General features: G+C 60.5%; 22 protein-coding genes and 5 tRNA genes. 10 read left to right on the plus strand and 17 right to left on the minus strand.

The features are described from left to right. Nucleotides 1–101: 101 nt before the first annotated feature. Both KW846_RS04050 and KW846_RS04055 read left to right on the plus strand, forming a co-directional pair. Nucleotides 102–992 carry a LysR family transcriptional regulator gene (locus KW846_RS04050; RefSeq protein WP_007975654.1) on the plus strand — a complete coding sequence of 297 codons (891 nt, stop codon included), beginning with the start codon at nt 102–104 and terminating at the stop codon, nt 990–992. A gap of 67 nt (nt 993–1,059) precedes the next feature. Continuing rightward, a complete protein-coding gene (locus tag KW846_RS04055) occupies nt 1,060–4,338 on the plus strand; it encodes a PAS domain S-box protein (protein ID WP_218481415.1) in 3,279 nt (1,092 codons plus the stop codon). Nucleotides 4,339–4,477: 139 nt separating this feature from the next. Here KW846_RS04055 and KW846_RS04060 read toward each other — a convergent pair whose 3' ends face one another. From KW846_RS04060 to gltX, 10 genes are all read right to left on the minus strand, one after another. Further along, nucleotides 4,478–4,924, minus strand: coding sequence for an Hsp20 family protein (locus tag KW846_RS04060; RefSeq protein ID WP_007978681.1), 447 nt, complete (start codon nt 4,922–4,924; stop codon nt 4,478–4,480). Between the two features lie 131 nt (nt 4,925–5,055). Then, nucleotides 5,056–6,015 (minus strand): tRNA-dihydrouridine synthase, encoded by a 960-nt coding sequence (locus KW846_RS04065; protein WP_218481416.1) that lies wholly within the window; start codon nt 6,013–6,015, stop codon nt 5,056–5,058. A 170-nt stretch (nt 6,016–6,185) separates the two neighbouring features. Next, nucleotides 6,186–6,635: a thioesterase family protein gene (locus KW846_RS04070; protein ID WP_102675339.1), complete on the minus strand. Its 450-nt coding sequence runs from the start codon at nt 6,633–6,635 to the stop codon at nt 6,186–6,188. A gap of 48 nt (nt 6,636–6,683) precedes the next feature. Beyond that, complete coding sequence (locus tag KW846_RS04075; RefSeq protein ID WP_116582044.1) at nt 6,684–7,517, minus strand: alpha/beta fold hydrolase; 834 nt, start codon at nt 7,515–7,517, stop codon at nt 6,684–6,686. Between the two features lie 30 nt (nt 7,518–7,547). After that, on the minus strand, nt 7,548–8,087 hold the full coding sequence (locus KW846_RS04080; protein ID WP_007978672.1) for a TetR/AcrR family transcriptional regulator: 540 nt from the start codon (nt 8,085–8,087) through the stop codon (nt 7,548–7,550). Between the two features lie 184 nt (nt 8,088–8,271). After that, nucleotides 8,272–8,347: transfer RNA gene (locus KW846_RS04085), tRNA-Glu, on the minus strand. 80 nt (nt 8,348–8,427) lie between these two features. After that, nucleotides 8,428–8,503 (minus strand) — tRNA-Ala (locus tag KW846_RS04090). A gap of 53 nt (nt 8,504–8,556) precedes the next feature. Further along, a tRNA-Glu gene (locus KW846_RS04095) sits at nt 8,557–8,632 on the minus strand. A 79-nt stretch (nt 8,633–8,711) separates the two neighbouring features. Beyond that, nucleotides 8,712–8,787: transfer RNA gene (locus KW846_RS04100), tRNA-Ala, on the minus strand. A gap of 246 nt (nt 8,788–9,033) precedes the next feature. Further along, the gene (gene gltX / locus KW846_RS04105; RefSeq protein ID WP_218481417.1) at nt 9,034–10,515 is read right to left on the minus strand and encodes a glutamate--tRNA ligase; all 1,482 of its coding nucleotides are present in this window, start codon (nt 10,513–10,515) and stop codon (nt 9,034–9,036) included. A gap of 230 nt (nt 10,516–10,745) precedes the next feature. Between gltX and KW846_RS04110 the strand changes: the two genes are divergently transcribed. Together KW846_RS04110 and KW846_RS04115 are read left to right on the plus strand one after the other, a co-directional pair. Further along, a complete protein-coding gene (locus KW846_RS04110; protein ID WP_218481418.1) occupies nt 10,746–11,834 on the plus strand; it encodes an HlyD family secretion protein in 1,089 nt (362 codons plus the stop codon). A 49-nt stretch (nt 11,835–11,883) separates the two neighbouring features. Next, complete coding sequence (locus tag KW846_RS04115) at nt 11,884–13,374, plus strand: MDR family MFS transporter (protein WP_172435702.1); 1,491 nt, start codon at nt 11,884–11,886, stop codon at nt 13,372–13,374. A 127-nt stretch (nt 13,375–13,501) separates the two neighbouring features. Here KW846_RS04115 and uvrB read toward each other — a convergent pair whose 3' ends face one another. After that, nucleotides 13,502–15,517 carry an excinuclease ABC subunit UvrB gene (gene uvrB, locus KW846_RS04120; protein ID WP_218481419.1) on the minus strand — a complete coding sequence of 672 codons (2,016 nt, stop codon included), beginning with the start codon at nt 15,515–15,517 and terminating at the stop codon, nt 13,502–13,504. Nucleotides 15,518–15,852: 335 nt separating this feature from the next. Between uvrB and KW846_RS04125 the strand changes: the two genes are divergently transcribed. Further along, a complete protein-coding gene (locus KW846_RS04125) occupies nt 15,853–17,049 on the plus strand; it encodes an amino acid aminotransferase (RefSeq protein WP_007978664.1) in 1,197 nt (398 codons plus the stop codon). Between the two features lie 212 nt (nt 17,050–17,261). After that, a complete protein-coding gene (locus tag KW846_RS04130; RefSeq protein ID WP_007978661.1) occupies nt 17,262–17,471 on the plus strand; it encodes a hypothetical protein in 210 nt (69 codons plus the stop codon). On the opposite strand, the gene KW846_RS04135 is transcribed toward KW846_RS04130, so the two are convergent. Continuing rightward, a complete protein-coding gene (locus KW846_RS04135) occupies nt 17,468–17,698 on the minus strand; it encodes a hypothetical protein (protein WP_116582050.1) in 231 nt (76 codons plus the stop codon). The genes KW846_RS04130 and KW846_RS04135 overlap by 4 nt on opposite strands. Nucleotides 17,699–17,925: 227 nt before the next feature. On the opposite strand from KW846_RS04135, the gene KW846_RS04140 reads away from it, so the two are divergent. Then, nucleotides 17,926–18,001: transfer RNA gene (locus KW846_RS04140), tRNA-Asn, on the plus strand. A 169-nt stretch (nt 18,002–18,170) separates the two neighbouring features. Here KW846_RS04140 and KW846_RS04145 read toward each other — a convergent pair. Beyond that, nucleotides 18,171–19,688 carry a nucleobase:cation symporter-2 family protein gene (locus tag KW846_RS04145; protein WP_218481420.1) on the minus strand — a complete coding sequence of 506 codons (1,518 nt, stop codon included), beginning with the start codon at nt 19,686–19,688 and terminating at the stop codon, nt 18,171–18,173. Between the two features lie 255 nt (nt 19,689–19,943). Here KW846_RS04145 and KW846_RS04150 point away from each other — a divergent pair, with 255 nt between their 5' ends. Further along, nucleotides 19,944–20,225, plus strand: coding sequence for a BrnT family toxin (locus KW846_RS04150; protein WP_104449664.1), 282 nt, complete (start codon nt 19,944–19,946; stop codon nt 20,223–20,225). 3 nt (nt 20,226–20,228) lie between these two features. After that, nucleotides 20,229–20,534, plus strand: a complete 306-nt coding sequence (locus KW846_RS04155; protein ID WP_095965273.1) for a BrnA antitoxin family protein — start codon at nt 20,229–20,231, stop codon at nt 20,532–20,534. A gap of 55 nt (nt 20,535–20,589) precedes the next feature. Here KW846_RS04155 and KW846_RS04160 read toward each other — a convergent pair whose 3' ends face one another. Together KW846_RS04160 and KW846_RS04165 are read right to left on the minus strand one after the other, a co-directional pair. After that, nucleotides 20,590–21,420, minus strand: a complete 831-nt coding sequence (locus tag KW846_RS04160) for an arylamine N-acetyltransferase (protein ID WP_218481421.1) — start codon at nt 21,418–21,420, stop codon at nt 20,590–20,592. 113 nt (nt 21,421–21,533) lie between these two features. Continuing rightward, nucleotides 21,534–22,328, minus strand: coding sequence for an exodeoxyribonuclease III (locus KW846_RS04165; RefSeq protein WP_218481422.1), 795 nt, complete (start codon nt 22,326–22,328; stop codon nt 21,534–21,536). 507 nt (nt 22,329–22,835) lie between these two features. Here KW846_RS04165 and KW846_RS04170 point away from each other — a divergent pair. After that, on the plus strand, nt 22,836–23,162 hold the full coding sequence (locus KW846_RS04170) for a hypothetical protein (RefSeq protein ID WP_218481423.1): 327 nt from the start codon (nt 22,836–22,838) through the stop codon (nt 23,160–23,162). A 188-nt stretch (nt 23,163–23,350) separates the two neighbouring features. On the opposite strand, the gene KW846_RS04175 is transcribed toward KW846_RS04170, so the two are convergent. Together KW846_RS04175 and KW846_RS04180 are read right to left on the minus strand one after the other, a co-directional pair. Continuing rightward, nucleotides 23,351–24,757 (minus strand): DUF1254 domain-containing protein, encoded by a 1,407-nt coding sequence (locus KW846_RS04175; RefSeq protein ID WP_218481424.1) that lies wholly within the window; start codon nt 24,755–24,757, stop codon nt 23,351–23,353. Nucleotides 24,758–24,869: 112 nt separating this feature from the next. Further along, a complete protein-coding gene (locus tag KW846_RS04180; protein WP_218481425.1) occupies nt 24,870–26,441 on the minus strand; it encodes a GGDEF domain-containing protein in 1,572 nt (523 codons plus the stop codon). Nucleotides 26,442–26,597 lie beyond the last annotated feature (156 nt).

Consider the following 26,597-nt stretch of genomic DNA (forward strand, 5'->3'; position numbering starts at 1 on the left):
ACTCAATAACCCCTTGGCTTGTGAGGTCGATCCTATGGGGTTACATTAAATAACTCAAATTCATATTTTTTATGCTTTGGATAACCAACTGGAATGCAAACATGGACCTGGCGAACCTCAATGCTTTTATTGCCATTGCCGAGACCGGAAGTTTCTCCGGTGCAGGTGAACGGCTGCACCTGACCCAGCCAGCCATCAGCAAGCGCATCGCCGGACTGGAGCAGCAATTGAAGGTGCGACTGTTCGATCGCCTGGGTCGCGAAGTGGGTTTGACCGAGGCCGGGCGCGCCCTGCTGCCACGGGCCTATCAGATTCTCAATGTGCTGGATGATACTCGCCGCGCCCTGACCAACCTCACCGGCGAAGTGACCGGCCGCCTGACCCTGGCCACCAGTCACCACATCGGCCTGCACCGCTTGCCACCTTTATTGAGGGAATTCACCCGGCGCTACCCGCAAGTGGCGCTGGATATTCAGTTCCTCGATTCGGAAGTGGCCTACGAGGAAATTCTCCATGGCCGCGCCGAACTGGCGGTCATCACCCTCGCACCGGAGCCCCACACGCTGGTCAAGGCCACGCCTGTGTGGGACGACCCGCTGGATTTCGTGGTCGCCCCGGAGCATTCACTGCTCAACAACGGCAAGGTCAGCCTGGCGGACATCGCCCGACACCCGGCGGTATTCCCCGGCGGCAACACCTTTACCCACCACATCGTGCAACGGCTGTTCGAAGCCCAGGGCCTGACACCCAACATCGCCATGAGTACCAACTACCTGGAAACCATCAAGATGATGGTCTCGATCGGCCTGGCCTGGAGTGTCTTGCCGCGCACCATGCTCGATGACCAGGTGGCGCGCATACCTTTGCCGGGCATACAGCTCACTCGCCAGCTAGGCTATATCCTGCACACGGAAAGGACGCTGTCGAATGCTGCGCGGGCCTTCATGGCCTTACTGGACGCTCAACTCGATCTGCCAGGGACTCAAGGCTAAGTTGTGCTACTCCTATAGAGCCGCGAATGCCCGCAACAAACGCCCAACACCAGCCCAAGGCTCGCCAATGCCGAAATCTGTAGACCGTATTCCGCCGATGCCGCGTATCCAGGCAATTGATCCGAAAAGCTCCGAACAGAGCTGGGAAAGCGCCTCGCAATTGCTGGCCGCGCTCAACGGAGCGCGCCTGGGCGCCTGGTATTGGGACATCGAGCGCGGGCAGATCAGCTGGTCCCGGGGTACACAGGCACTGTTCGGCTTCGATCCCCGGCAACCGCTACCCCATGACCTGGAATACCTCGACCTGCTGCCGCCAGAGGATCGCGCCAAAACCGTTCGTGCCTTTCACGCGGTCATTGGCGGTGCGCCACTGGAGCAGGCCATGCACCACCGCATCCGCTGGCCCGATGGCAGCCTGCACTGGCTGGAAATCAGCGGCAGCCTGTTGCCGGACAAGCATGGCCGGCCGCGGATGATTGGCGTGATCCGCGAGATCACTCACCAGCGCCAGCGTGAGCAGGCGTTGAGCAGCTCGGAAAAACGCTTCGCCACCCTGTTTCACCTGTGCCCGAACATGGTTCTGCTGACCCGTCAGGAAGACGGCCTGATTACCGAAGCCAACCAGTATTTCGAAAGCCTGTTCGGCTGGCCGGTGCAAAACGCGATCGGCCGCACCACCCTGGAACTGGGGCTGTGGGTACACCCCGAGCAACGGGCCGACCTGGTCAAGGCCACTAAAGCCAAAGGTGACGTGGTCAGCATGGAAGTGCAGTTCCGCGCCAGCAACGGCCAGATCCATGACGGCATCCTCAGTGCGCAAAAAGTTGAGCTCGAAGGCCAGCCCTATCTGCTGAGCACCTTCCTCGACACCACCGAACGCAAAGCCGCCGAACACGCCCTCAAGGACAGCCAGGAACGCCTCGACCTGGCCCTGGATTCGGCGCAACTCGGTACCTGGGACTGGCACATTCCCAGCGGCATGCTCTACGGATCGGCACGGGCCGCCCAACTGCACGGTCTGGAAGCCAAACCCTTTCACGAATCCTTCGACGCGTTTTTCGAGGGCGTGCCCGGCGAAGAGCGCGACACCATGCGCGACGCCTACCGCAGCCTGCGCGAAGGCCCGGCCGGCAACTATCAATTGACCTACCGCGTGCAATTGCCCGACGGCAGCTCACGCTACCTGGAAAGCCGCGCCCGCCTCTACCGCGATGACAACGGCGTGCCGGTGCGCATGGCCGGCACCTTGCTTGACATCACCGACCAGGTGGAGCGCGAACAACGGCTGGTGGCCTCCGAAGAAAAATTCGCCACGCTGTTCCAGGTCAGCCCCGATCCGATCTGCGTCACCCACCAGGACAGCGGCCAGTTCATAGAAATCAACTCCAGCTTCACCCAGACCTTCGGCTGGAGCACCGCCGATGTGATCGGCCGCAGCGCCGACGAAATCGGCCTGTGGGACGCCTCGGCGAAAAGCCTGCGACGGATCGAACAAGTGATCCGCGAACAAGGCCTGAACAACGTCGCCATTCTCGTCCAGCACAAGGACGGACAGGCCCTGACCTGCGTGATTTCCAGCCGTCAGATCAGCGTCGGCGACCAGCCCTGCATCGTCACCACGCTGCGCGACATCACCCAGCAACAACGCTCTGAAGCGGCGCTCAAGGCCAGTGAAGAGAAATTCGCCAAGGCCTTCCACTCCAGCCCCGACGCAATCACCATCACCGAGCGCGACACCGGACGCTACCTGGAGGTCAACGACGGCTTCTGCCGCCTGACTGGCTACCGCGCCGAGGAAGTGGTGGGCCGCACGGTGTACCAGGTCGGGATCTGGGCGGAAGAAAAACAACGCTCGGCGCTGCTGGCCGAATTGCAGATCAAGGGCCGGGTTCATCACCAGGAAATGCTCGGGCGCAACAAGCGCGGCGAACTGCTCACCGTCGAAGTCTCGGTGGAGCCAATCACCCTCAACGAAACCGCCTGCCTGCTGTTGACCGCGCGGGACGTGAGCCTGCTGAAAAACGCCGAAGCGCAGATTCGCCACCTGGCCTACCACGATCCCCTGACCAACTTGCCCAACCGTGCCTTGCTGATGGACCGCCTGAGCCAGCAGATCGCCCTGCTCAAACGGCATAACCTGCGCGGCGCGCTGATGTTCCTCGACCTCGACCACTTCAAGCACATCAACGACTCCCTCGGGCACCCGGTGGGCGATACCGTGCTGAAAATCATCACCGCGCGCCTGGAGGCCAGCGTGCGCATGGAGGACACCGTTGCGCGCCTGGGTGGCGACGAATTCGTGGTGCTGCTCAGCGGTCTCGAAGGTTCACGCAGCGAGGTCAGCGATCAGGTTCGGGAACTGGCCGACACCATCCGCGAGTTGCTGTCCGAACCGATGTTCCTCGACGGCCAGCGCCTGCAAGTGACGCCAAGTATCGGCATTGCGCTGATCCCCGATCACGGCTCGACCCCGACCGACCTGCTCAAGCGTGCAGACATCGCGCTCTATCGCGCCAAGGACTCGGGGCGCAATACCGCGCAGATGTACCACAACACCATGCAGAAGGCCGCGAGCGAACGCCTGCGCATGGAAACCGACTTGCGCCTGGCCCTGTCCCGGGGCGAGTTTCGCGTGCATTACCAACCCCAGGTCGACGCCCGGGGCGACCGCATCGTCGGCGCCGAGGCCCTGGTACGCTGGAATCACCCGGAACTCGGCGCGCAGTCACCCACCGAGTTCATCAAGGTGCTGGAAGACAGCGGACTGATCCTGGAGGTCGGCACCTGGATCCTCGACGAAGCCTGCCAGGCCTTCAAGCAACTGATCGACCGAGGCCTGGTGAACCCGTACAAATTCAGCCTGTGCGTGAACATCAGCCCGCGCCAGTTCCGCCAGAACGATTTCGTTGAACGCGTTGAAAACAGCCTCGCCACCTGCGGGCTGCCCTGCACGCTGCTGAAGCTGGAAATCACCGAAGGCATCGTGATCCAGAACCTGGAAGACACCATCAGCAAAATGCGCCGCCTGAAAAAACTCGGCGTGAGCTTCGCCATGGACGACTTCGGCACCGGTTATTCCTCACTGACCTACCTCAAGCGGCTGCCGGTAGACACCCTGAAAATCGACCAGTCGTTCATCCGCGACGCCACCAGCGACCCCAACGACGCCGAGATCATCCGCGCCATCGTCGCCATGGCCCGCAGCCTGGACTTGAAGGTGATTGCCGAGGGGGTGGAAACAGCGGAGCAGCTTGAATTCCTGCAGGGGCTGGAGTGCCATTTCTACCAAGGGTATTTGCACAGTCCGCCGTTGCCGGTGGAAGAATTCCAAAAACTCCTGAAGTAACGCAAACCCTGTAGGAGCTGCCGCAGGCTGCGATCTTTTGATCTTGAAAATCAAGGTCAAAAGATCGCAGCCTGCGGCAGCTCCTACAGGGATCGGGCACAAAAAAGGGCGCCAATGGCGCCCTTCTTACTGCCCGGACTCAGTGTTGCAGAGCCGGTTTTTGCGCCCCGTTGATCGGGATGCGCTTGGCTTTCGCCTCTTCCGGAATCACCCGCAGCAGGTCGATGCTCAACAGACCGTTGCTCAGGCCGGCAGCCTTGATCTCGATGTGGTCCGCCAGACGGAAGGACAGTTTGAAGGCACGCTGCGCAATGCCCTGATACAGATAAGTGACGTCTTCGTTTGCGTCGCGCTTACCGCCACTGATGGTCAGCACACCCTTCTCGACTTCGAGCTCCAAGTCTTCTTCCTGGAAACCAGCCGCAGCGATGACAATACGGTATTGGTCGTCGCCATGTTTTTCCACGTTATAGGGTGGATAGCTGCTGCCTGGCTCATTGCGCAGGGCGGTTTCGAACAGGTCGTTGAAACGGTCGAAACCTACCGAGGAACGGAACAGTGGGGCCATGGAAAATGTAGTAGCCATGATTCAAATCTCCTGAAAACAATCAGCAAGGTTTTTTGTCTCCGCGACCCGAATTCGGCATCGCGTAACCCTTAGATAGGGACCGCCGATTACATTTCAAGAGATTATTTTCTACTTTTTTTAAAAGAGCCTCAGGCGGCTTCAGCCACCGGCAGCCCCAACAAACGCGAGACGTTATCCAGTTCGGTCTCACGACGCAGGACGGTGAACAGCTCTACCGCCTCGGGATAATTGCGGGTCAGCATCGCCAGCCATTGCTTCAGGCGACCCGGCGATTGGCGTGGCGTCATCTGCGCCTTGGCTTGCAGCCAGAAGTCCTGGATCAGCGGCAGCAGTTCGCTCCAGGTCATCTCCACGACCTCTTCACCGGCCCGGGCAGCGGCGATCTGCTTGGCCAGATCGGGGCGCGAGACCAGGCCGCGACCGAGCATGATGTCCTCCACGCCACTGATCTCGCGGCAACGACGCCAGTCTTCGACGCTCCAGATATCACCATTGGCGAACACCGGCACCTTGACCACGTCCTGCACCCGCGGAATCCACTCCCAATGCGCCGGCGGCTTGTAGCCATCGACCTTGGTCCGCGCGTGCACCACGATGTGTTCCGCACCGCCTTCGGCCAAGGCCGTGGCACACACCAGCGAACCGTCCGGGCTGTCGAAACCCAGGCGCATCTTGGCGGTGACTGGAATGTGCGCGGGGACGGCACGGCGGACGTGCTCGACGATCTGGTTGAGCAACTCGGGTTCCTTGAGCAGGACCGCACCCCCTCGGGATTTGTTGACGGTCTTGGCCGGGCAGCCGAAGTTCAGGTCAATCACTTGCGAACCCAGCTCGCACGCGAGCGCGGCATTTTCCGCCAGGCACACCGGATCGGAACCGAGCAGTTGCACACGCAGCGGCACGCCGGAGGCTGTCCGGGCACCGTTGAGCAGCTCCGGGCCGAACTTGTGGAAATAGGCAGGCGTTAGCAACTGGTCGTTAACCCGAATGAACTCGGTCACGCACCAGTCAATACCACCCACGCGGGTCAGCACATCGCGCAGGATGTCGTCGACCAACCCCTCCATGGGCGCCAAAGCAATTTGCATGAAAAACACACTCGAGGAAAATCGTGCGGCAGTTTACTGGGTTTCAGAGAAAATCTGCAGAACATCGCAAATCCAATGTGGGAGCGGGCTTGCTCGCGAAAGCGTCGTGTCAGCCAACATTTAATTTGCTGACACACTGCATTCGCGAGCAAGCCCGCTCCCACAGGGAATCAGGGTTGTACCAACTCCTGCGCTTGAATCGCCGGGCCATAGCCTTCGATGAACTCCGTCGGCATGCGCTTGGGCTTGCCGGTGGACAGCTCGATGCAGACGAACGTGGTTTGAGCGCGCAGCAACGTTGCATTGTCGCTGGGGCGGATCAGCTGGAAGTGCCGGGTCATCTTCAGGCGCTGGTCCCAATCGACGATCCAGGTCGCCAATTGCAGCTCATCGCCTTCGTAGGCCGCGGCCAGGTAATCGATCTCGTGGCGCACCACCGCCATCGCCCGGTCCAGGCGCCGGTATTCGACCAGATCCAGGCCAAGGCGTTGGGAGTGGCGCCAGGCGCAGCGCTCGAGCCAGGTCACGTAGACCGCGTTGTTCGCGTGTCCCAGCCCGTCAATGTCCTCGGCGTCCACTTGCAGATCAATGATAAATGGCGTTTCCCGATCCCAGCCCATGCCCCACTCCCGGTCAGATGATTTCGACCGGGGCAGTGTAACGGAAGCTCAAGCGGATTGGCGTGATTGCAGACTGCGTCCGGCCAGCAGTGATAACACGCCATCAATCACTCGGGGGTCGGCCAATACGCGCTGATGACCACCCTCCTTCAAGCGCAGCAAGCGACTATCGAACCACGCTTCGTGGATCAATTGCGACTCGCTGACCGGGACGAAGGTGTCATCTTCGGCGTGAACGATCAGGCCGGGCATATCGAGTTGATAGCGCGCGACATCCAGCATCGCGGCGCGCATGCCGACATCATTCTCCACCTGGCGAATGAACGCCGAACGAGCCTTCGGCGGCAGCCCGACATAACGGGCGAAACCACGCAGTACGCCAAGAATCCGCGCCGGGGCGGCAATGCTCACGAGGGTTTCGGTACGCAAACCCAACTGGACCGCGAGCATGGCACTGGCGCCGCCCATGGAGTGGCCGATGACCGCTTGCAGCGGAGGCAATTCGGAAGCAGCTTCAAGCATGGCCCGAGCAAACAGCACTACATTCGCTTCTCTGCCCGGTGAGCGGCCATGGGCCGGACCATCCAGGGCGACGACCGAGTAACCGGCATCGACCAGCGCGGTGATGAGGCTGGCAAACTGCGTCGGCCGACCTTCCCAGCCGTGCATCAGCAGCACGGCCGGCCCCTGCCCCCAGCGCAGCGCCGAAAGGCCAAACCGCAGGGTAATGCGCTCGGATCGCGCCAACAGCGGCAGTTCCCAATCACGGGGCGGCAGGTCCCGCGGAGTCATGAAGGCCAGTCGCATTTTGCTAGCGACCAGTTTCGGGGCAAACCAGCCCAAAGTGCCATTAACGCCACGAACCCACTTTAACGCGCTCATCGCATTCTCCTCAGGCCGCAGCCTTCAGGGTCAACGCACTGCCGATTTGGCGGCGCGCAGTAATCGATCGGACAACTCGCCCGGCCCCAGCGCCCGCGCCAGAGCCAGCCCACCCACCATCAAGGCCATATCGGCCAGGGCTTTTTCGGTTTCTTCAGGACTGGCCGCCAACTGCGCGACCATCAATTCCACATGTTCATTCAGGGCGACACGAAACGCTTCCGGCAGCCGCCCCAGTTCGCCGACCGATGCCGGGATCGGACAGGCCGATTCAGAGGAGTCACGGTGCTTGCGCGACAGATAGAACGCAGCCACCAGCGCGCGGCGCTCTTCACCGGTCAACTGCGCATCCATGTCGGCAATCAGGTCGCGACGGTGACCGAGCAATTGCTTGAACGCCTCGAGCATCATCGCGTCCTTGCTTTCGAAGTGTGCGTAGAAGCCGCCGACCGTCAGGCCCGCCGCGCCCATCACTTCGCCCACGCTTGGCTCGGCCGGGCCGCGCTGAATCAGCGCTGCGCTGGCAGCCTTGAGGATGCGCTCGCGGGTTTGAGCTTTTTTATCGTTCATCGTCGCCTCCGAATATTACGATTGAAATATTATTCTCATAATAAATTTTAGCAAGTCATGGCCGTGACCGCTGGTCTGAAGAACAGTTTTTTTGGAAATGGAGGAATTTGGCCAAACGCCAGACAAACAAAAGGGTCATTCAATAATTGAATGACCCTTATAAATCCCGCAGAGCGGGTAATCGTGGCGTCCCCTAGGGGACTCGAACCCCTGTTACCGCCGTGAAAGGGCGGTGTCCTAGGCCACTAGACGAAGGGGACACAAACCCTTCTATACAACTGATCAGTGCTGAGAGCTGATCGATTCAAGGCCGGTGTGGCCAGACCTTGAACTGTAAAATTGGTGGAGCTAAGCGGGATCGAACCGCTGACCTCCTGCATGCCATGCAGGCGCTCTCCCAGCTGAGCTATAGCCCCGGATTTTTCGCCTCGCGGCGGAGCGACATCTTGCAACATCGCTTCTGTAAAACTGGCGTCCCCTAGGGGACTCGAACCCCTGTTACCGCCGTGAAAGGGCGGTGTCCTAGGCCACTAGACGAAGGGGACGCAAACCCTTCTATACAACTGATCAGTGCTGAGAGCTGATCGCTTCAAGGCCGGTGTGGCCAGGCCTTGAAGTGTAAATTGGTGGAGCTAGACGGGATCGAACCGTCGACCTCTTGCATGCCATGCAAGCGCTCTCCCAGCTGAGCTATAGCCCCTCATCGTTGATGTCATCGCTGAGGACGGGGCGAATCTTAAGGGCGTATCGAAAGCCTGTCAAACTTATTTTTGAAATTTTTCAAAAATTTTTGTCGGCATAACAACCACTTACCGCCCTCCCCCCGGAAATTCGGGAGGTTTACACTGTAGGAGCTGCCGAAGGCTGCGATCTTTTGACGTTGGCTTTTGGAAGCAAGATCAAAAAATCGCAGCCTTCGGCAGCTCCTACAGGGTATCAAGAGCGCTTAGGCGATGGCGCCCAACAGCTTTTCCCATTCTTTGTTTTCTTTCTTCGACACACCGCCCAGCAGGTCGATGGCCTGGCGCAGCCGGAATCGGGTCAGGTCCGGACCGAGGATTTCCATCGCATCGAGCACCGACACCGAGCTCGCCTGGCCGGTGATCGCGGCAAACATCAGCGGCATGGCATCACGCAGCTTCAACTCCAGGGATTCGACCACGGCCTGAATGGTCGCGGTGATGCTGTCCTTCTCCCACTGACGCAGGCTTTCGAGCTTCCACAGGATCAACTGCATCAACTGACGGACCTGATCACCCGACAGTTTCTTGGATTCGAACAGCTTGGCATCCGGACTCACGCCACCGGCAAAGAAGAACCCGGCCAGCGGTGCCACCTGGCTGAAGGTTTCGACCCGGCCCTGTACGTGCGGCGCGATCTTCATCATGTATTCGGAATTGAACGCCCACTTCTGCACGCGCGCGGCGAACTCTTCCACCGGCAGGTCACGCAGCCATTGGCCGTTGAGCCAGGACAGCTTCTCGATGTCGAAGATCGGCCCGCCGAGGGACACGCGCTTCAGATCGAAGTGGTCGACCATCTCCTGCAACGAGAACTTCTCGCGCTCGTCCGGCATCGACCAGCCCATGCGGCCCAGGTAGTTGAGCATCGCTTCCGGCATGAAGCCCATGCGCTCGTAGAACGTCACCGAGGTCGGGTTCTTGCGCTTGGACAGCTTGCTCTTGTCCGGGTTACGCAGCAGCGGCATGTAGCACAGCTCCGGTTGTTCCCAGCCGAAGTACTCGTATAGCAGGATCAGCTTCGGTGCCGATGGCAGCCACTCTTCGCCGCGCAATACATGGGTGATGCCCATCAGGTGATCGTCGACCACGTTGGCCAGGAAGTACGTCGGCAGGCCGTCGGTCTTCATCAGGACTTGCATGTCCATGCGGTCCCACGGGATCTCGACGTCGCCACGCAGCATGTCCGGCACCACGCAGACGCCTTCGCTCGGCACCTTCATGCGGATCACATGGGGTTCGCCAGCGGCCAGGCGACGGGCGACTTCTTCCTTGGACAGCAGCAGCGCGCGACCGTCGTAACGCGGGGTTTCACCGCGAGCCATCTGCTCGGCGCGCATCTGGTCCAGCTCTTCGGCGGTGCAGAAGCACGGAAAGGCATGCCCCATGTCAACCAGTTGCTGGCAATACTTCTGATAAATATCGCCGCGCTCGCTTTGCCGATACGGACCGTGCGGGCCGCCGACGTCCGGGCCTTCGCTCCAGTCGATCCCCAGCCAGCGCAAGGCGTCGAAAATCTGCTGCTCGGACTCACGGGTCGAACGCAATTGGTCGGTGTCTTCGATCCGCAGGATGAACTCACCGCCGTGCTGCTTGGCAAAGCAGTAGTTGAACAAGGCGATGTAGGCGGTACCTACGTGGGGATCCCCGGTAGGCGATGGCGCGATGCGAGTGCGGACGGTGGTCATGGCATGTCTCGAAAAGAAAAAAAGCGAAGTTCAAACTAGGCGCGAATGGTAACAGGCGACACCCGCCCGGCTCCAGCGAACAGGGCATTTAAGCCAAGGTTGCGTCTGTAACGCCCCTATGACGCGGTGAATAGCCGAATATCCGCCGATGGCATTTACCACTTATCGGCTGTATGCCAGATTTGCCTGCTGATAACTTCCCTTACAATTTCTCGACTACAGTTTGCCTCATGCCTGCCCAACTCAAGCGTCGCCTCTTTACATTCCTGCTGATGGTCCTGTTGATTGCCGGGGGCCTGTTTGCCCAGTGGTTCTTCAAGGGGCGCTTTTATGAAAGCACCGACAACGCTTATGTCCAGGGCGAGATCACCCGTGTGTCGAGCCAGTTGGGCGCGCGCATCGATCAGGTGCTGGCGCAGGACAACCAGCATGTCGAGAAAGGCCAGTTGCTGATCAAACTCGAAGGCGACGACTTCCACCTCGCTGTCGACCGCGCCAATGCCGCCCTGGCCACCCGCCAGGCCGAACGCCTGCAAGCCCAGAGCAAGCTGACCCAGCAGGCCAGCCTGATTGCCGCCAGCGAAGCGCAAGTCGCGTCCAGCCAGGCCAGCCTGGGCCGCTCGCAGATCGACCTGACCCGCGCCGAGACCTTGCGCAAACCCGGTTATGTCTCGGAAGAGCGGGTGACCACCCTCTCCGCCGAATCCCACATTGCCCGCTCGCAAGTGGCCAAGGCCCAGGCCGATGCGCAAAGTCAGCGCCAGCAAGTCAACGCGCTGACCGCCGAGATCAAACGCCTCGACGCGCAGATCGCCAACGCAAAAACCGACCTGGCCCAAGCCGAACTGAACCTGACCCGCAGCGAAATCCACGCCCCCATCAGCGGCCTGATCGGCCAGCGTGCCGCCCGCGAAGGCCAATACGTGCAGGCCGGCGCTTACCTGTTGTCGATCGTGCCGGACGAAGACATCTGGATTCAGGCCAACTTCAAGGAAACCCAGATCGGCCACATGCAGCCCGGCCAGAAAGCCGAGTTGACCTTCGACGCCTACAGCGACACGCCGATCGAAGCCCGCGTCGACAGCCTGTTCGCCGCCTCGGGCGCGCAGTTCAGCCTGCTGCCGCCGGACAATGCCACGGGCAACTTCACCAAAGTCGTGCAACGGATTCCGGTAAAACTGACCTTCGCCGCCGACAACCCATTGCGCGGCAAGATTCGTCCGGGCATGTCGGTGACCGCCAAGGTGAACATCAAGGATGCCCCTGAAGGCGTCACCCCCACAGTGAGCAGCAAAGACGCCGCCGACGATGGCCGGTGATCAACTGATCCGCCCGGTCGGCGAGCCGACCCGGCGGGACTGGATCGCGGTGATGAGCGTGATGCTCGGCGCCTTCATGGCGGTGCTGGACATCCAGATCACCAATTCCTCGCTCAAGGATATCCAGGGCGCGCTGTCGGCGACCCTGGAGGAAGGCTCGTGGATTTCCACCTCCTACCTGGTGGCGGAGATCATCATGATCCCGCTCACCGCCTGGCTCGTGCAGTTGTTGTCGGCGCGACGCCTGGCGGTATGGGTGTCCCTCGGGTTTCTCGCGGCCTCCCTGCTCTGCTCCATGGCCTGGAGCCTGGAGAGCATGATCGTGTTCCGCGCCCTGCAGGGGTTTACCGGCGGCGCGCTGATTCCGCTGGCGTTCACCCTGACCCTGATCAAGCTCCCGGAACACCACCGCGCCAAAGGCATGGCCATGTTCGCGATGACCGCCACCTTCGCGCCCTCCATCGGCCCGACCCTCGGCGGCTGGCTGACGGAGAACTGGGGTTGGGAGTACATCTTCTACATCAACATCCCGCCCGGCCTGATCATGATCGCCGGCCTGATGTACGGCCTGGAGAAGAAAGAAGCGCACTGGGAATTGCTGAAAAGCACCGACTACGCCGGCATTCTCACCCTCGGCGTCGGGCTCGGTTGCTTGCAGGTATTCCTGGAGGAAGGCCACCGCAAGGACTGGCTGGAATCCAGCCTGATCGTGACCCTGGGCAGCATCGCGCTGGTCAGCCTGATCACCTTCGTCATCGTGCAGTTTTCCAAACCCAATCCGTTGATCAACCTCGGCATCCTCGGCAACCGCAATTTCGGCTTGTCCAGTATTTCCAGCGTCGGCATGGGGGTTGGGCTGTACGGCTCGATCTACCTGCTGCCGCTGTACCTGGCGCAAATCCAGAACTACAACGCTCTGCAGATTGGCGAAGTGATCATGTGGATGGGTGTGCCGCAGCTGTTTCTGATCCCGCTGGTGCCCAAACTGATGAAGTTCGTCTCGCCGAAATGGCTGTGCACATTGGGCTTCGGGCTATTCGGGTTGGCGAGCTTCTCTTCGGGCGTGCTGAACCCGGACTTTGCCGGACCGCAGTTCAATCAGATCCAGATCATCCGCGCCCTGGGCCAGCCGCTGATCATGGTCACCATTTCGCTGATCGCGACGTCCTACATCCTGCCCCAGGATGCAGGGTCGGCATCGAGCCTGTTCAACATCCTGCGCAACCTCGGCGGGGCCATCGGCATCGCCCTGCTCGCCACGCTGCTGGATGCGCGGACCAAGGTTTATTTCGATTACCTGCGTGAGTCCATCGTGCCGAGCAATCCGCAGGTGGCCGAGCGCATTGCCTCGCTGACCGACCGGTTGGGCAGTGAAACGGCGGCATTGGGCAAACTCAGCGAGATCGCGCATCAGCAGGCATCGATCATGGCCTACAACGATGCGTTTCATTTTGTCGGGATCGCGCTGGGGATCAGCATGCTGGCGGTGTTGCTGACCCGGAAATTGCCGGCGGGGCTGAAGGCCGGCGAGGCCCATTGATACACCGCAACCTTGTGCAGGAGCTGCCGCAGGCTGCGATCTTTTGATCTTAAAAAATCAAGATCAAAAGATCGCAGCCTGCGGCAGCTCCTACAGGGGGATTTGTCCGGCCATCAATTGGCGTGTTTCAGACGGTAATCAGGCGCTCGCGCAACTTGGTGATCTCGTCGCGCATCTGCGCCGCTGCTTCGAATTCCAGGTCACGTGCCAACTGGTACATCCTCTCTTCCAGCCCCTTGATGCGCTTGGCAATCTCGCCCGGCGAACGCAATTCGGCTTCGTACTTGGCGTTTTCCTCGGCGGCCTTGGCCATGCCTTTGCGCTTCTTGCTGCGCGAGCCGGGCACTGTGGCGCCTTCCATGATGTCGGCGACATCCTTGAACACGCCTTTGGGCGTGATGCCATTGGCCAGGTTAAAGGCAATCTGCTTGTCGCGACGACGCTCGGTTTCGCCGATCGCCCGCTCCATGGAGCCCGTGATGCGGTCGGCGTACAGAATCGCTCGGCCATTGAGGTTTCGCGCCGCCCGGCCGATGGTCTGAATCAGCGAGCGCTCGGAACGCAGGAAGCCTTCCTTGTCGGCATCAAGGATCGCCACCAGCGAGACCTCCGGCATGTCCAGGCCTTCGCGCAACAGGTTGATGCCCACCAGCACATCGAAGGTGCCCAGGCGCAAGTCGCGGATGATTTCGACCCGTTCCACGGTGTCGATGTCCGAGTGCAGGTAGCGCACGCGCACGCCGTGGTCGGCCAGATAGTCGGTCAAGTCCTCGGCCATGCGCTTGGTCAGCGTCGTGACCAGCACCCGCTCTTCCAGAGCGACACGCTTGGTGATTTCCGACAGCAAGTCGTCGACCTGGGTCAGTGCCGGGCGGATCTCGATTTGCGGGTCCACCAGCCCGGTCGGGCGCACCACCATGTCAATCACGCGCCCGGCGTGCTCGGCTTCATAGTTGCCCGGCGTCGCCGAGACGAAAATCGTCTGCGGGCTGATGCTTTCCCATTCATCGAAACGCATCGGCCGGTTGTCCAGGGCCGAGGGCAGGCGGAAACCGTATTCGACCAGGGTTTCCTTGCGCGAGCGGTCGCCCTTGTACATGGCGCCCACCTGCGGAACGCTGACGTGGGATTCGTCGATCACCAGCAAGGCATCGGCCGGCAGGTAATCGTAAAGGGTTGGTGGCGCCGCGCCAGCTTCGCGACCGGACAGATAGCGCGAGTAGTTTTCGATGCCGTTGCAGTAACCCAGTTCGAGGATCATCTCCAGATCGAAACGAGTGCGCTGCTCCAGGCGCTGGGCTTCCACTAGCTTGTTGTTGGAGCGCAGGTATTCCAGGCGTTCCTGCAACTCGACCTTGATGCCTTCGACCGCGCCCATCAGGGTTTCCCGGGGCGTGACGTAGTGGCTCTTCGGGTAGAAGGTGAAGCGCGGCAGCTTGCGGATCACTTCGCCGGTCAGCGGATCGAAGGCCGACAGGCTTTCCACTTCATCGTCGAAGAGTTCGATGCGGATCGCTTCGAAATCCGATTCCGCCGGGTGGATATCAATCACATCGCCGCGCACACGGAAGGTCGCACGGGCGAATTCCATGTCGTTGCGGGTGTATTGCAGGTCGGCCAGGCGACGTAGCAACTCACGCTGGTCGAGCTTGTCGCCGCGATCCACGTGCAACACCATCTTCAGATAGGTCTCCGGGCTACCCAGGCCGTAGATGCACGACACCGTGGTGACGATGATCGCGTCCTTGCGCTCGAGCAATGCCTTGGTCGCCGACAGCCGCATCTGCTCGATGTGGTCGTTGATCGAGGCATCTTTCTCGATGAAGGTGTCCGAGGACGGCACGTAGGCTTCGGGTTGGTAGTAGTCGTAATAGGAAACGAAATACTCCACCGCGTTGTTCGGGAAAAACGCCTTGAACTCGCCGTACAGCTGCGCCGCCAGGGTCTTGTTCGGCGCCAGCACCAGCGTCGGGCGCTGCACCTGGGCGATCACGTTGGCGATGCTGAAGGTCTTGCCCGAGCCGGTCACACCGAGCAGCGTCTGGTGCGCCAGCCCGGCCTCGATGCCCTCGACCATCAGGCGAATGGCTTCCGGCTGGTCGCCGGCGGGCTCGAAACGGGTGACTAGCTGGAATTCGGACATGAAATACCTCTGGTTCACTCTTGCCGGTCAAACCGGCACGAACGAGAAAGACCGCAAACGACCAATGTCGCCCGAGGAAAAAACTGGATTGTGCTCAATGTGGAGCCGATTGCCAGCGCTTTCAAGGCAAACGTCCTGCATCACGCAAAACCTTTGCCGACACCATTCGACTGACGGTCGATAAATAATCGGAAAAACTTGCCTTAAAAGGTAAATAGCCTGTCGCCAGCCATCGCCGATGGCCTCTATACTAGCTCCCCGTTTGTGCACCGCTCTAGTGCATTCGGCTGGAGCGCGACACGTCCCTCCACTCTCCATTCAGAGCCGCCGCAATAATGAGCCTGTTCTCCGCTGTCGAAATGGCACCACGCGATCCAATCCTGGGCCTCAACGAAGCATTCAACGCCGATACCCGTACCAACAAGGTCAACCTGGGGGTCGGTGTTTACTGCAACGAGGAGGGGCGAATTCCACTCCTGCGCGCCGTTGTCGAAGCCGAAACGATTCGCGCCGCTCAACACGTTTCCCGTGGCTACCTGCCAATCGACGGCATTGCCGCCTACGACCAGGCCGTGCAAAAGCTGCTGTTCGGCAATGATTCGCCACTGCTCGCCGCTGGCCGCGTCATCACCACCCAGGCCGTTGGCGGTACTGGCGCTCTGAAAATCGGTGCCGACTTCCTCAAGCAACTGCTGCCGAACGCCGTCGTGGCGATCAGCGACCCGAGCTGGGAAAACCACCGCGCCCTGTTCGAAACCGCCGGTTTCCCGGTGCAGAACTACCGCTACTACGACGCCGCGACCCACGACGTGAACCGTACCGGCATGCTGGAAGACCTGAACGCGCTGCCAAACGGTTCGATCATTGTGCTGCACGCCTGCTGCCACAACCCGACCGGCGTGGACCTGAGCCCGGCCGACTGGAAAAACGTCCTGGAAGTCGTCAAAGCCAAAGGCCACGTGCCGTTCCTCGACATGGCGTATCAAGGTTTCGGCGATGGCATCGACGAAGACGCCGCTGCCGTGCGCCTGTTCGCCGAGTCGGGTCTGACGTTCTTCGCTTCCAGCTCGTTCTCCAAATCGTTCTCGCTGTACGGCGAGCGCGTCGGTGCCCTGTCGATCGTCAGCGAATCGAAAGAAGAAAGCGCGCGCGTGCTGTCGCAAGTCAAACGCGTGATCCGTACCAACTACTCCAACCCGCCGACCCACGGTGCCAGCGTTGTCGCTGCCGTGCTGAACAGCCCGGAACTGCGCGCTCAGTGGGAAGCCGAACTGGCCGAAATGCGCCTGCGCATTCGTGGCATGCGTACCCAGATGGTCGACCTGCTGGCAAAAAAAGCGCCTCAGCGCGATTTCAGCTTCGTCGGCCGTCAGTGCGGCATGTTCTCCTACTCCGGCTTGAGCGTTGAGCAAGTTCATCGCCTGCGCAACGAGTTCGGCATCTACGCCCTGGACACCGGCCGCATCTGCGTGGCCGCGCTGAACCAGAGCAACATCGAGGTGGTGACGGACGCGATTGTCCAGGTCATCTGATTCAGCCTTGAAATGAAAAACGGGAAGCCTGTGGCTTCCCGTTTTTTATGGACCATCGATATTCCCCTAGACTGAGTCAGATCAACGTGTGGGAGCGGGCTTGCTCACGAAAGGGCCAGCAGCTCCAACACCGATGTCTCAGTCAGATCGCATTCGCGAGCAAGCCCGCTCCCACAGGTTTGCGTACACCTGAATGACCTACGAGATCTCACATGAAAAACGATGACCTGCGCGCCGACCGCGATGACCTGGATGACCTGGATCGCTTCACCCCCCGCGCCCCGGCCAAACGCGGCAACAACCTGGTAATGCAAGTCGCTGCCGGTGTATTCCTCGGCGGCCTGGCCCTGTGGCTGGTGCAATTGGGTGCCACAGCGCTCTACGCCAAACTGATGGTTGCCACCATTACCTTCGGCGGTTAAGCCAGTTCGGACGCGCGCTGGCTGGCAGCGTCGTCATAGGCGACGTACAGCGATTCGGCGATCTGACTCTTGATCGCCTTGGTGCTTTCCAGCCCCAGGACGAAACCTTCGGCTTTGCCACCCGCACGGTTCAATGCTTCAGCGGTGCCGGCCTGAGTGATGGCGTCGAACAACTTTTCGGCATGGGGGCCGACACCCTTGGGCAGGCTGATCTGAGAGATGCTCATGGGTGCACCCCGTGGTGTCGGGGTTGGAGGATCAGATGATTCATGGCGCGTACCTTTTCGGCGAATGGCCGGCAGCGCGTGTCACCACTTCCGGGCGGCCATGGTAGACCTCTGGGGCGATCCTGGTAACCGTCAATCGCCGCTAAACCAACGCCCGTCCCGATAATTCGCTCCATTTATTATTCGATGCTTGACTTCTCTTTTTGAATCAGTAAGATACGCGCCATTCCGCGATAGCTCAGTTGGTAGAGCAAGTGACTGTTAATCACTGGGTCCCTGGTTCGAGTCCAGGTCGTGGAGCCAGACAGCAACACCGAAAAGCCCCTGAATCGAAAGATCCAGGGGCTTTTTTGTGGCCGATACAAATATCAAAAGATCGCAGCCTGCGGCAGCTCCTACACAGGCTGCGATCTTTTGATCCATAAAAAAGGGCCGATCTACAGATCGGCCCTTTTTTCAATCGCCGCGAACGTCAGACATGCTCACTGCTTTTGACGTGCACCGCCCGTGGTTCTGCCCCGCCGTGTTCCGATTCCACCACCGGAATCTCCTTGCCGTCGCAATCGTGCAGCTTACCGTCGCTGAAGTAGTCCCCTTCGCGCAACGCCGCCAGATCCTGATAACGCAGCACCCGCTCGGTACCGGCCGCAAACACCGATTGCTGGTCGGAGTTACCGGCAGTGAGGTGGTTGAAGGTCAGGTTCAGCACGATGGCCATGATCGCCGACGAGCTGATGCCCGAATGGAAAATGGTCGCGAACCAGCTTGGGAAGTGGTCGTAGAAGCTCGGTGCCGCGATCGGGATCATGCCGAAGCCGATCGAGGTAGCAACGATGATCAGGTTGACGTTGTTGCGGTAGTCGACCTTGGACAAGGTCCGAATGCCGCTGGCCGCGACGGTGCCGAACAGTACGATGCCGGCGCCGCCCAGTACGGAGGTCGGCACGGCGGCGATGACCCGGCCCATGAAGGGCAGCAGGCCGAGGAGCACCAGGAACAGACCGCCAGTGGCGACCACATAGCGGCTCTTGATGCCGGTAACCGCCACCAGCCCGACGTTCTGGGCAAAGGCGCTCTGGGTGAAGGAACCGAAGATCGGCGCGAACATGCTCGACAGCATGTCGGCGCGCAGGCCGTTGCCCAAGCGCTTGGAGTCAACCTTGGTGCCGATGATCTCACCGACGGCCAGAATGTCGGCCGAGGTCTCCACCAGCGTCACCATCACCACGATGCACATCGACAGGATCGCCGCGAAGTGGAAGGTCGGCATGCCGAAGTGGAACGGCGTCGGGAAGCCGAACATCGGGCCCTGGGTCACGGACGAGAAATCCGCCATGCCGAGGAACACCGCGATCACCGTACCGACGACCATGGCCAGCAGGATCGACAGGCGGGAGATGGTCGCACTGCCGATTTTGCTCAGCAGCAGCACCAGCACCAGCGTCACCGCCGCCAGACCGATATTCGCCATGCTGCCGAAATCCGCTGCGTGGCTGTTGCCGCCCATGGCCCAGCGCGCGGCTACCGGCATCAGCGTCAGGCCGATGGTGGTAATCACGATGCCGGTCACCAGCGGCGGGAAGAACTTGGTGATACGCGAGAACACCGGGGTTATCAGCAATCCGATCAGGGACGCCGCTATCACCGCCCCCAACACCGACTGGAACCCGCCCTCCCCGCCACTGCTGACAATCGCCACCATGGTCGCGACGCCGGAGAAGGATACGCCCTGCACCAGCGGCAACTGACAACCAAAAAACGGTAGACCCAGGGTTTGCAGCAGCGTTGCCAGCCCCCCCGCAAACAATGAAGCAGCAATCAACAAACCGATGTCCGCTGGCGAGAGCCCGGCCGCCTGGCCGATGATCAATGGCACAGCGACGATACCGCCATACATGGTCAGAACATGTTGCAGGCCATAAGCCATATTCGCGCCGATCCCTAGGTTTTCGTCCTCGGGCCGTTGGTGTGAAACATGGGGCGTTTTCATGGTAGGGGGTTCCCTGGTTTTTGTTATGCGCACACTGTATGCAAGACATAGGACAAATGTCTATAGAGTTGTATACAACTTATCAGTCACAAAATGGATACTTGTCCATTTCCGCCTGATAGTCCCCCTCCCGGCTCCGCAAAAAACCTTGAAATACATCCCTCGCTGCCTCCCCCCGAGTGCTGACTAGTCTTTTGAATTCCTGGCGACCATCGGTAAGACCCGCCCCTTTCATATACATATAAAGTATGCATAATGAAGTCATTCGACATTCAGTTCCACAAGGCAAAGAACGCAGCCAACAAACTCAAGCACCAAGGCATCAGCCTCGCAGAGACTGAACCGGTGTTCCATGACGAACGAGCGCTGACCATCGAGGACCACCACCACGACGAACAACGCTGGATCACTCTGGGGCTGGATGCCAAAGGCCGTTTGCTGGTCGTCGCGTACACCTACCGCGATCCGAATTTCGTTCGAATCATTTCCGCGCGCATCGCCACCAAAAGCGAGCGCCGTCAGTATCTGGAGACTTGACCGATGAAAGACGAATATGACTTCAGTGACGCCAGGCGCGGGGCCGTGGCGCCCGCCAAAGGCAAGACCCGCATTACCATCATGCTCGATGACGCTGTCATCGAAGCCGCCCGGGCCCTGGCAGAACACGAGGGGTACGGCTACCAGACGGCAATCAACAATACGTTGCGCCGGGCCCTGCTCAACGAAGGCAAGAGCGCAAAACTGAAACCAACCCTCACCCCTGCCGAACTCAAGGGCCTGGAGCAGAAACTGGCAGAGGCCTTGCGCGAAATTCAACGGGTGATGGCGCCGGGTGTCCGGCCCTGAAACGCAAAGGGCCGATCAATCCGACCCGCCCTTTGTGATGTCTGCGATCAGCCCGCTATTGCGGCGCTGCGATCAATCGCTCCAGCGTCCGCGCCAATTGCGCCTGCTCCGGTACGCGGATGCCGAACTCGCTGTCCAGCAGCCCAACCAGTTGCTGCACATCCGTCACCTCCCGCCGCTCGCTGTCATGGCCGATCCGGTGAATGGCGAAGCTACCGTTGTTGAGCGTGCGGCGCCAGCCCTCCCCGGTGCGCGCCACCATCAACTGCCTGACGAAAGTCGACTCGGGGTGGGTCGAGACGTACCAGTTGCCCACAGCAAAATCGATATCTTCCTGGCGTTGCAGGTCGAAGATGTACATCGCTCGCCATTCACCGGCCACATTGGCGCGCAGGGTAAAACCGTCAACGTGCAGGTCGATGCGATACGGCTCGTGTGGGGTGAGCTGTTCGGCGCGGGAGTCGAGCAGCAGTGGCGCGGTCGGCACCATGCCGCCGAAGCCGACGTCGGTGATGTAGCGTACGTCGTCAATGATGACCAGGCTCAGGCGATGGGTCCGGGCCGTCCAGGCGCCCTCCGGTTGCCCCATCACCACCCGACCGCTGATGGCGCGGGCGTCGAAACCCAATTCCTGAAGCAAGGCCAGAAACAGCTTGTTGAGTTCGTAGCAGTAACCGCCACGACTCGCGTGCAAGACCTTCTGCTCGATGGACGGCAGGTCGATCAGCACCGGTTCGCCGGACAACGTGGTGAGGTTTTCAAACGGGAAAACCCCGGTATGGCGCAGCTGCAGTTGGCGCAAGGTTTCCAGGGTCGGTGCCGGGGGTGCATCGAAGCCCAGGCGTTGCAGATACAAAGCAGGGTCAGTCAGGCGTGGCTCGCTCATCGTTCAATCCTTTTGCACGCAAGCGGCGGATTGCTCCGCCAATGGTCGCTATGTATACGGGATCAGGCACGGCCACCGACAATTGATTTAGCCAATCGCTCGTCAGGAAAAACTCAACGCCGCTTGCGCGAACCCAATTGAATCCAGGTCGGCGCATGGTCGCTGGCGTGGGGCTCATTGCGCACCCAGGCATCTACCCCGGCGTCTTGCAGATACGGACTCAAGGCCGGGTTGAGCAGCAAATGATCAATGCGCAGGCCGGAGTTTTTCTGCCAGTGCTGGCGGAAGTAATCCCAGAATGTGTAGAGCCGATCCTGCGGATGCAGGTGCCGCAATGAATCGGTCCAGCCCTGGTCCAGCAAGCGCTGGTAGCACTCGCGGCTCTGCGGTTGCAGCAAGGCGTCCTTGAGCCATGAGCGCGGGTTGTAGATGTCCAGGTCGGTGGGCACCACGTTGTAGTCGCCCGCCAGCACCACCGGATGTTCACTGCCTTGAAGTGTCTGCGCATGACGGATCAGCCGCTCGAACCATGCCAGCTTGTACTCGAATTTCGGCCCCGGCTGCGGGTTGCCGTTGGGCAGATACAGGCAACCCACCAGAACCCCGTGGACCGCGGCTTCCAGATAACGACTGTGGTTGTCGCTGTCATCGCCGGGCAACCCGCGTCGGCTCTCCAGCGGCTGCGCATCCCGCGCCAGGATTGCCACGCCGTTCCATGACGCCTGCCCCTGCCAGATGGCGCCGTAGCCGAGCGCTTCAAGCTCGGCAGCCGGGAATGCGCTGTCCACTGCCTTCAATTCCTGCAAGCAGGCGATATCCGGTTTTTCCCGCTCAAGCCAGGCCAGCAGGTTGGGCAGCCGGGCGCGCAGGCCATTGACGTTGAACGTGGCGATCCGCAGCTTCTTCATGAATGGACACTCCTGAGGACGAGGTGTCTCAACTGTGACACCTGCCCTTTTCGGTGGTTGCATCCGTGGTCCCGGGGGCGGCAGCACATTAAGCACAAGCTGGTCGATTCGAGGGTGTACGCAATTTCCCGTTCGACACAGATCAACTGTGGGAGCGGCGGTGCGGCGATCCGACTTGCTCGCGAATGCGCAGTGTCAGCCAACATCAATGCTGAATGGGCCGACGTCTTCGCGGGCAAGCCCGCTCCCACAGGGTTCGAGGGTGTCCGCAATTTCCCGTCCGGCACAGATCAAATGTGGGAGCGGGCTTGCTCGCGAAGGCAATCTGTCTGTGACATTGATGCCAAATGTGCCACCGCTTTCGCGAGCAAGCCCGCTCCCACAAGGTTCTCGCTGGCCATGGATCGGTGGCCCACCAGGGCCGCGCGCCACTCGTCAACCGGATCGGCACCCTTCACCTGCCCTGTCACACTAACATTCAGGTAACGACTCATCCTGGAGACCACCATGATGAACATAAAGATGACTTCGCTGCTCATGGCCGCATGGTTGTCGGCCACGTCCGTGGCCACCTTTGCGGCGTCCGGCGAGGGTCCTGGGGCGACCGGTACGGCACCCGGCGCCACCCGCAGTTCAACCATGCTGCCAGACAGCAACAGGCCCAGCGCCCCCTCGACTAATAACGGGCGCGCAAAGAGCCCCGGCTCGTCAATGGGCAGCACCGGCGTCAATGGTCCGGGCAGTGGCGCGGGTGGAGGCACCGGTGCACCCGGTGGCGGAACCGGCGGTGCCGGCGGCGGGACGGGTAGCTGGACAGGCAAAGGCAACCAATGACATGCCGCCATTGGCTAATGCCAGTCAGTTAAGCGTTTGATCACCGCAAACCTTGCTCGCGATGACGGCTGGACAGTCAAACAAGGGGTGCCTGACAGTCTGCCATCGCGAGCAAGCTCGCTCCCACAATGTCCGGGGCTTAACTGATCGGCATTAGCCGCCATTGGCCGCTTTTTGTCAGCTGATACCTACATCGGCTTGATCGTCGGCGGGTTCCATTGGCCATTCAACGCCTCGGCTTTCGGGCCGTACAAGCGCATGGTCAGATTGAATGAGCCTTTGGGCGCCGGCAGCCAGTTGGCCTCCAGATCCTTGCCGGGGCTTTCGTTCTGGAAATAGAGGTCCAGCGAGCCATCGGCGTTGTGCTTGAACGGCATCCAGCTACTGACTGCAAAACGGTTGAGTGAGTTGCCAACCTGGAAACCTTGCGGGTCATACAGGGTGATCGACCAGAAAGCGTTAACCGGCGGCGTCTCGCCCTTGTTGAAATGCAACACGTATTTGTTCGCACCATCGAGTGGCTTGCCGTTGCTGTCGCCGATATTCAACGGATAAATCGCGTCCTCGGGCAGGTTGGCGCCGAGCCCCACCTGCGTAACGATGGCACGCTTGAGGTAATAGTTACCGTAGACGCCCATGGTGTCGGTGTTCATCGACCAGCCATTGACCTCCCGCGCCAGGGTCGGCACTTTCCAGGCCATCAAGGCCTGCGCATCCTGGGGCACCCTTTGCAGCACGGCCTGGATTTGCGGGTCCAGCGCGCCCATGCTGAACGACTTACCGACTTCGATTCCAAGGCGCTTGATCTGCGCCAGCATTGGCTGGTCGGTGCTGTGCGGCGGGTTCACCTTCAGCAACTCGGCAGCGTAAGTGAAGTAATCGGCAGCCGACATGGAGTCGACCTGAATCTTCGGTGGCGTTTTCATGTCCACCGCAGGGTCGACTTTCACGGTGACGGCTTCAGGTTCCTTACCTAAGCGCGACAACGGCGTCACCGTGTAGCCGGCCTGGATCTTGTGCACCGCCGCGTAATCCTCTGCACCGTCAGTCTTGGTCCTGCCGATGACCCAGACAAAGGGCGTTGGCGCTGGCAGATGGCTCATACCGGCAGGCACCGCGCCCGTCCAGCCCGGTGGCGTCACGAGGAATTGCCCGGCCTCGGTGCCCGTGGTGCGCCAACCCGGCGATGCGAACACGTCGCTCCACATATCGAGCATTGGCAGCAGGTAAAAGCGTCCATCGGTATTCGGCGCAGCGATCACCAGCGGCTCCTTGCTCAAGTCCAGCCAGGCAATCGAATACAAGGTGTCGAAGTTTGAGCGCACCACCCCTTTGAAATCGGCTGGTGGGTACTGCGGCACACTGACAAACATGTTCATCGGACCCTTGCCGAATTCCTTGCCCGGCTCAATGTTGGTGAATTGCTTGCGGGTGACATCCATGCTCAGCAGCGGGTAAAAATAGATGTAGGCATCCACGCCGATGGCATGCGCTTCTTCGGCGGTGATTTTCGGTTGCGCTTGGCTGACCAGCGGAAAAATGGCAGCGGCTGCGACGGTCAGAGCAACGGCTGTCAACGTTTGAAGTAGCAACATGTTGGCGATCGTCCGTACGTGGGGGGGCCTGCCGGGTTCGACAGCGCTAACGGAACTCTAGACGATCAATTCTGACTGACCCGGAAGACGGACCACCGGCAGCAAAAGCACTTCAACGGTCGGAGCGCATCAACGCCTCGCCAGCCCCGGCCATCGACAACGTAGCCACGCGGTTTCGTCCAGAATGCTTGGCTTGATACAACGCCGCATCCGCCCGCTCGACAAACACGTCCATGCTGTCCCGGCCCGCGGGCACGAACGAATAGCAACCCAGGCTGACCGTCACGTAGCCATTGGGCGAGCTGGTGTGAGTGATGTTCTTGTCGATGACACTGCGACGAATCTGCTCGGCAATCGTCATGGCGCCATGGATGTCGGTGTCGGGCAGCAGCACCGCAAACTCTTCACCGCCGTAACGCACCGCCAGATCGGCCTTGCGGTGGCAGCAACTCTTCAGCGCACGCGCCACTTCGGCCAGGCAGTGATCCCCCACCACGTGGCCGTAGGTGTCGTTGTAGCGCTTGAAGTAATCGATATCGAGCATGATCAGGCTCAAGGAGCTTGCCTGCCGGGCACCGCGCCCGAACTCGACGTCCATCGCCCGCTCGAACAACCGGCGGTTGGCCAGGCCGGTCAGGCTGTCATGCGTGGCGATAAGCTCCAGTGCTTGCTGGGCCCTGCGCAAATCCGACTCGACCCGCTCGCCAACACGCACCTGATGCAGGAACACCCACCCGAACAGCCCCACGCCCAGCAGCACCAGGGCAACGATGAGGCTGGAGCGGAACGCCGTGTCGTACCAGCCCGCGAGAATGGTCTGCGTGGACGACGCCGCGGCGACCACCAGCGGATACGCCTCCAGTTGGCGGTAAGCGTACAGGCGTGTCACGCCATCGATGATGGACGTGAACATCGCATTGCCAGAGTTGGCCAGTGGCAGGAACTTCTGGAAAATCTCGCCCTGGGCCAGCGACACGCCGATCTGCGCTTCTACAAAAGGTCGACGCGCCAACAAGGTGCCATCGGTCAGGCCGAGAAACATCGAGCCGTTGTCGTCGAGGCTGAAGCTTTTGAAGAACTGGTCGAAGTACGACATCTTGATGCCGGCCAGCAATACGCCCTGAAAATGCCCGTTCCTGTCGTTGACCCGTTTGGAAATCGGGATGATCCACTCGCCGTTTTCCCGGCTGCGGATGGCCGGGCCGATATGCGCCACCGACGATACGTTCTGCTGGTGATACTTGAAGTACTCGCGATCCGCGACCCCGGCCCCCCGGGGCAGGTTTTCAAACGAGGTCACCACCCACTGGCCCTTCTGGTCGAACAACAGGATGCCGTGCAATTGATCCAGTGCCAGCACCCGCCGGGCAAAGGTCTGCTGCAAGCGGGGTCGCATGTCCTGGCCGAAACCGTCGACCTGAATCCAGTCCACCAGGCTGGTCAGCACCAGGTCGGCCTTCATGAAGGTGTCTTCGGCTTGCTGCGCCATGGCCCGCGTCAGGTTCGAAGACGCCACTTGCGCCAGGCTCAGGTCATGGCGACGGGACTGTTCCAATTGCAGGTAGAGCAAACCGCACAGGCACAGGCATACCGTGGCAATGAACAACACCGCGGCCTTGCGCAGCGGTATGCGTTTCAATGCAACGCCAGGGGCGTGGTCCGGGTTGTTAAAGCGCGTGGGCAAACGTTCATCCTGTCGAGGCAAGGCATGGGCAACGGCCCAAAGCCCTCAGTGTTTGTGGGCCGTAGTTTACGGGGTTATCCACGACAAAGGGGCAACCACGTGCCCGGTGGTGCTGCAAACCTGACCCAGGGCAGCACTGCCTGCGCGTCAACGAGC

Source organism: Pseudomonas sp. PDM32 (genome assembly GCF_019219225.1).
Classification (GTDB): Bacteria; Pseudomonadota; Gammaproteobacteria; order Pseudomonadales; family Pseudomonadaceae; genus Aquipseudomonas; species Aquipseudomonas laurylsulfatiphila.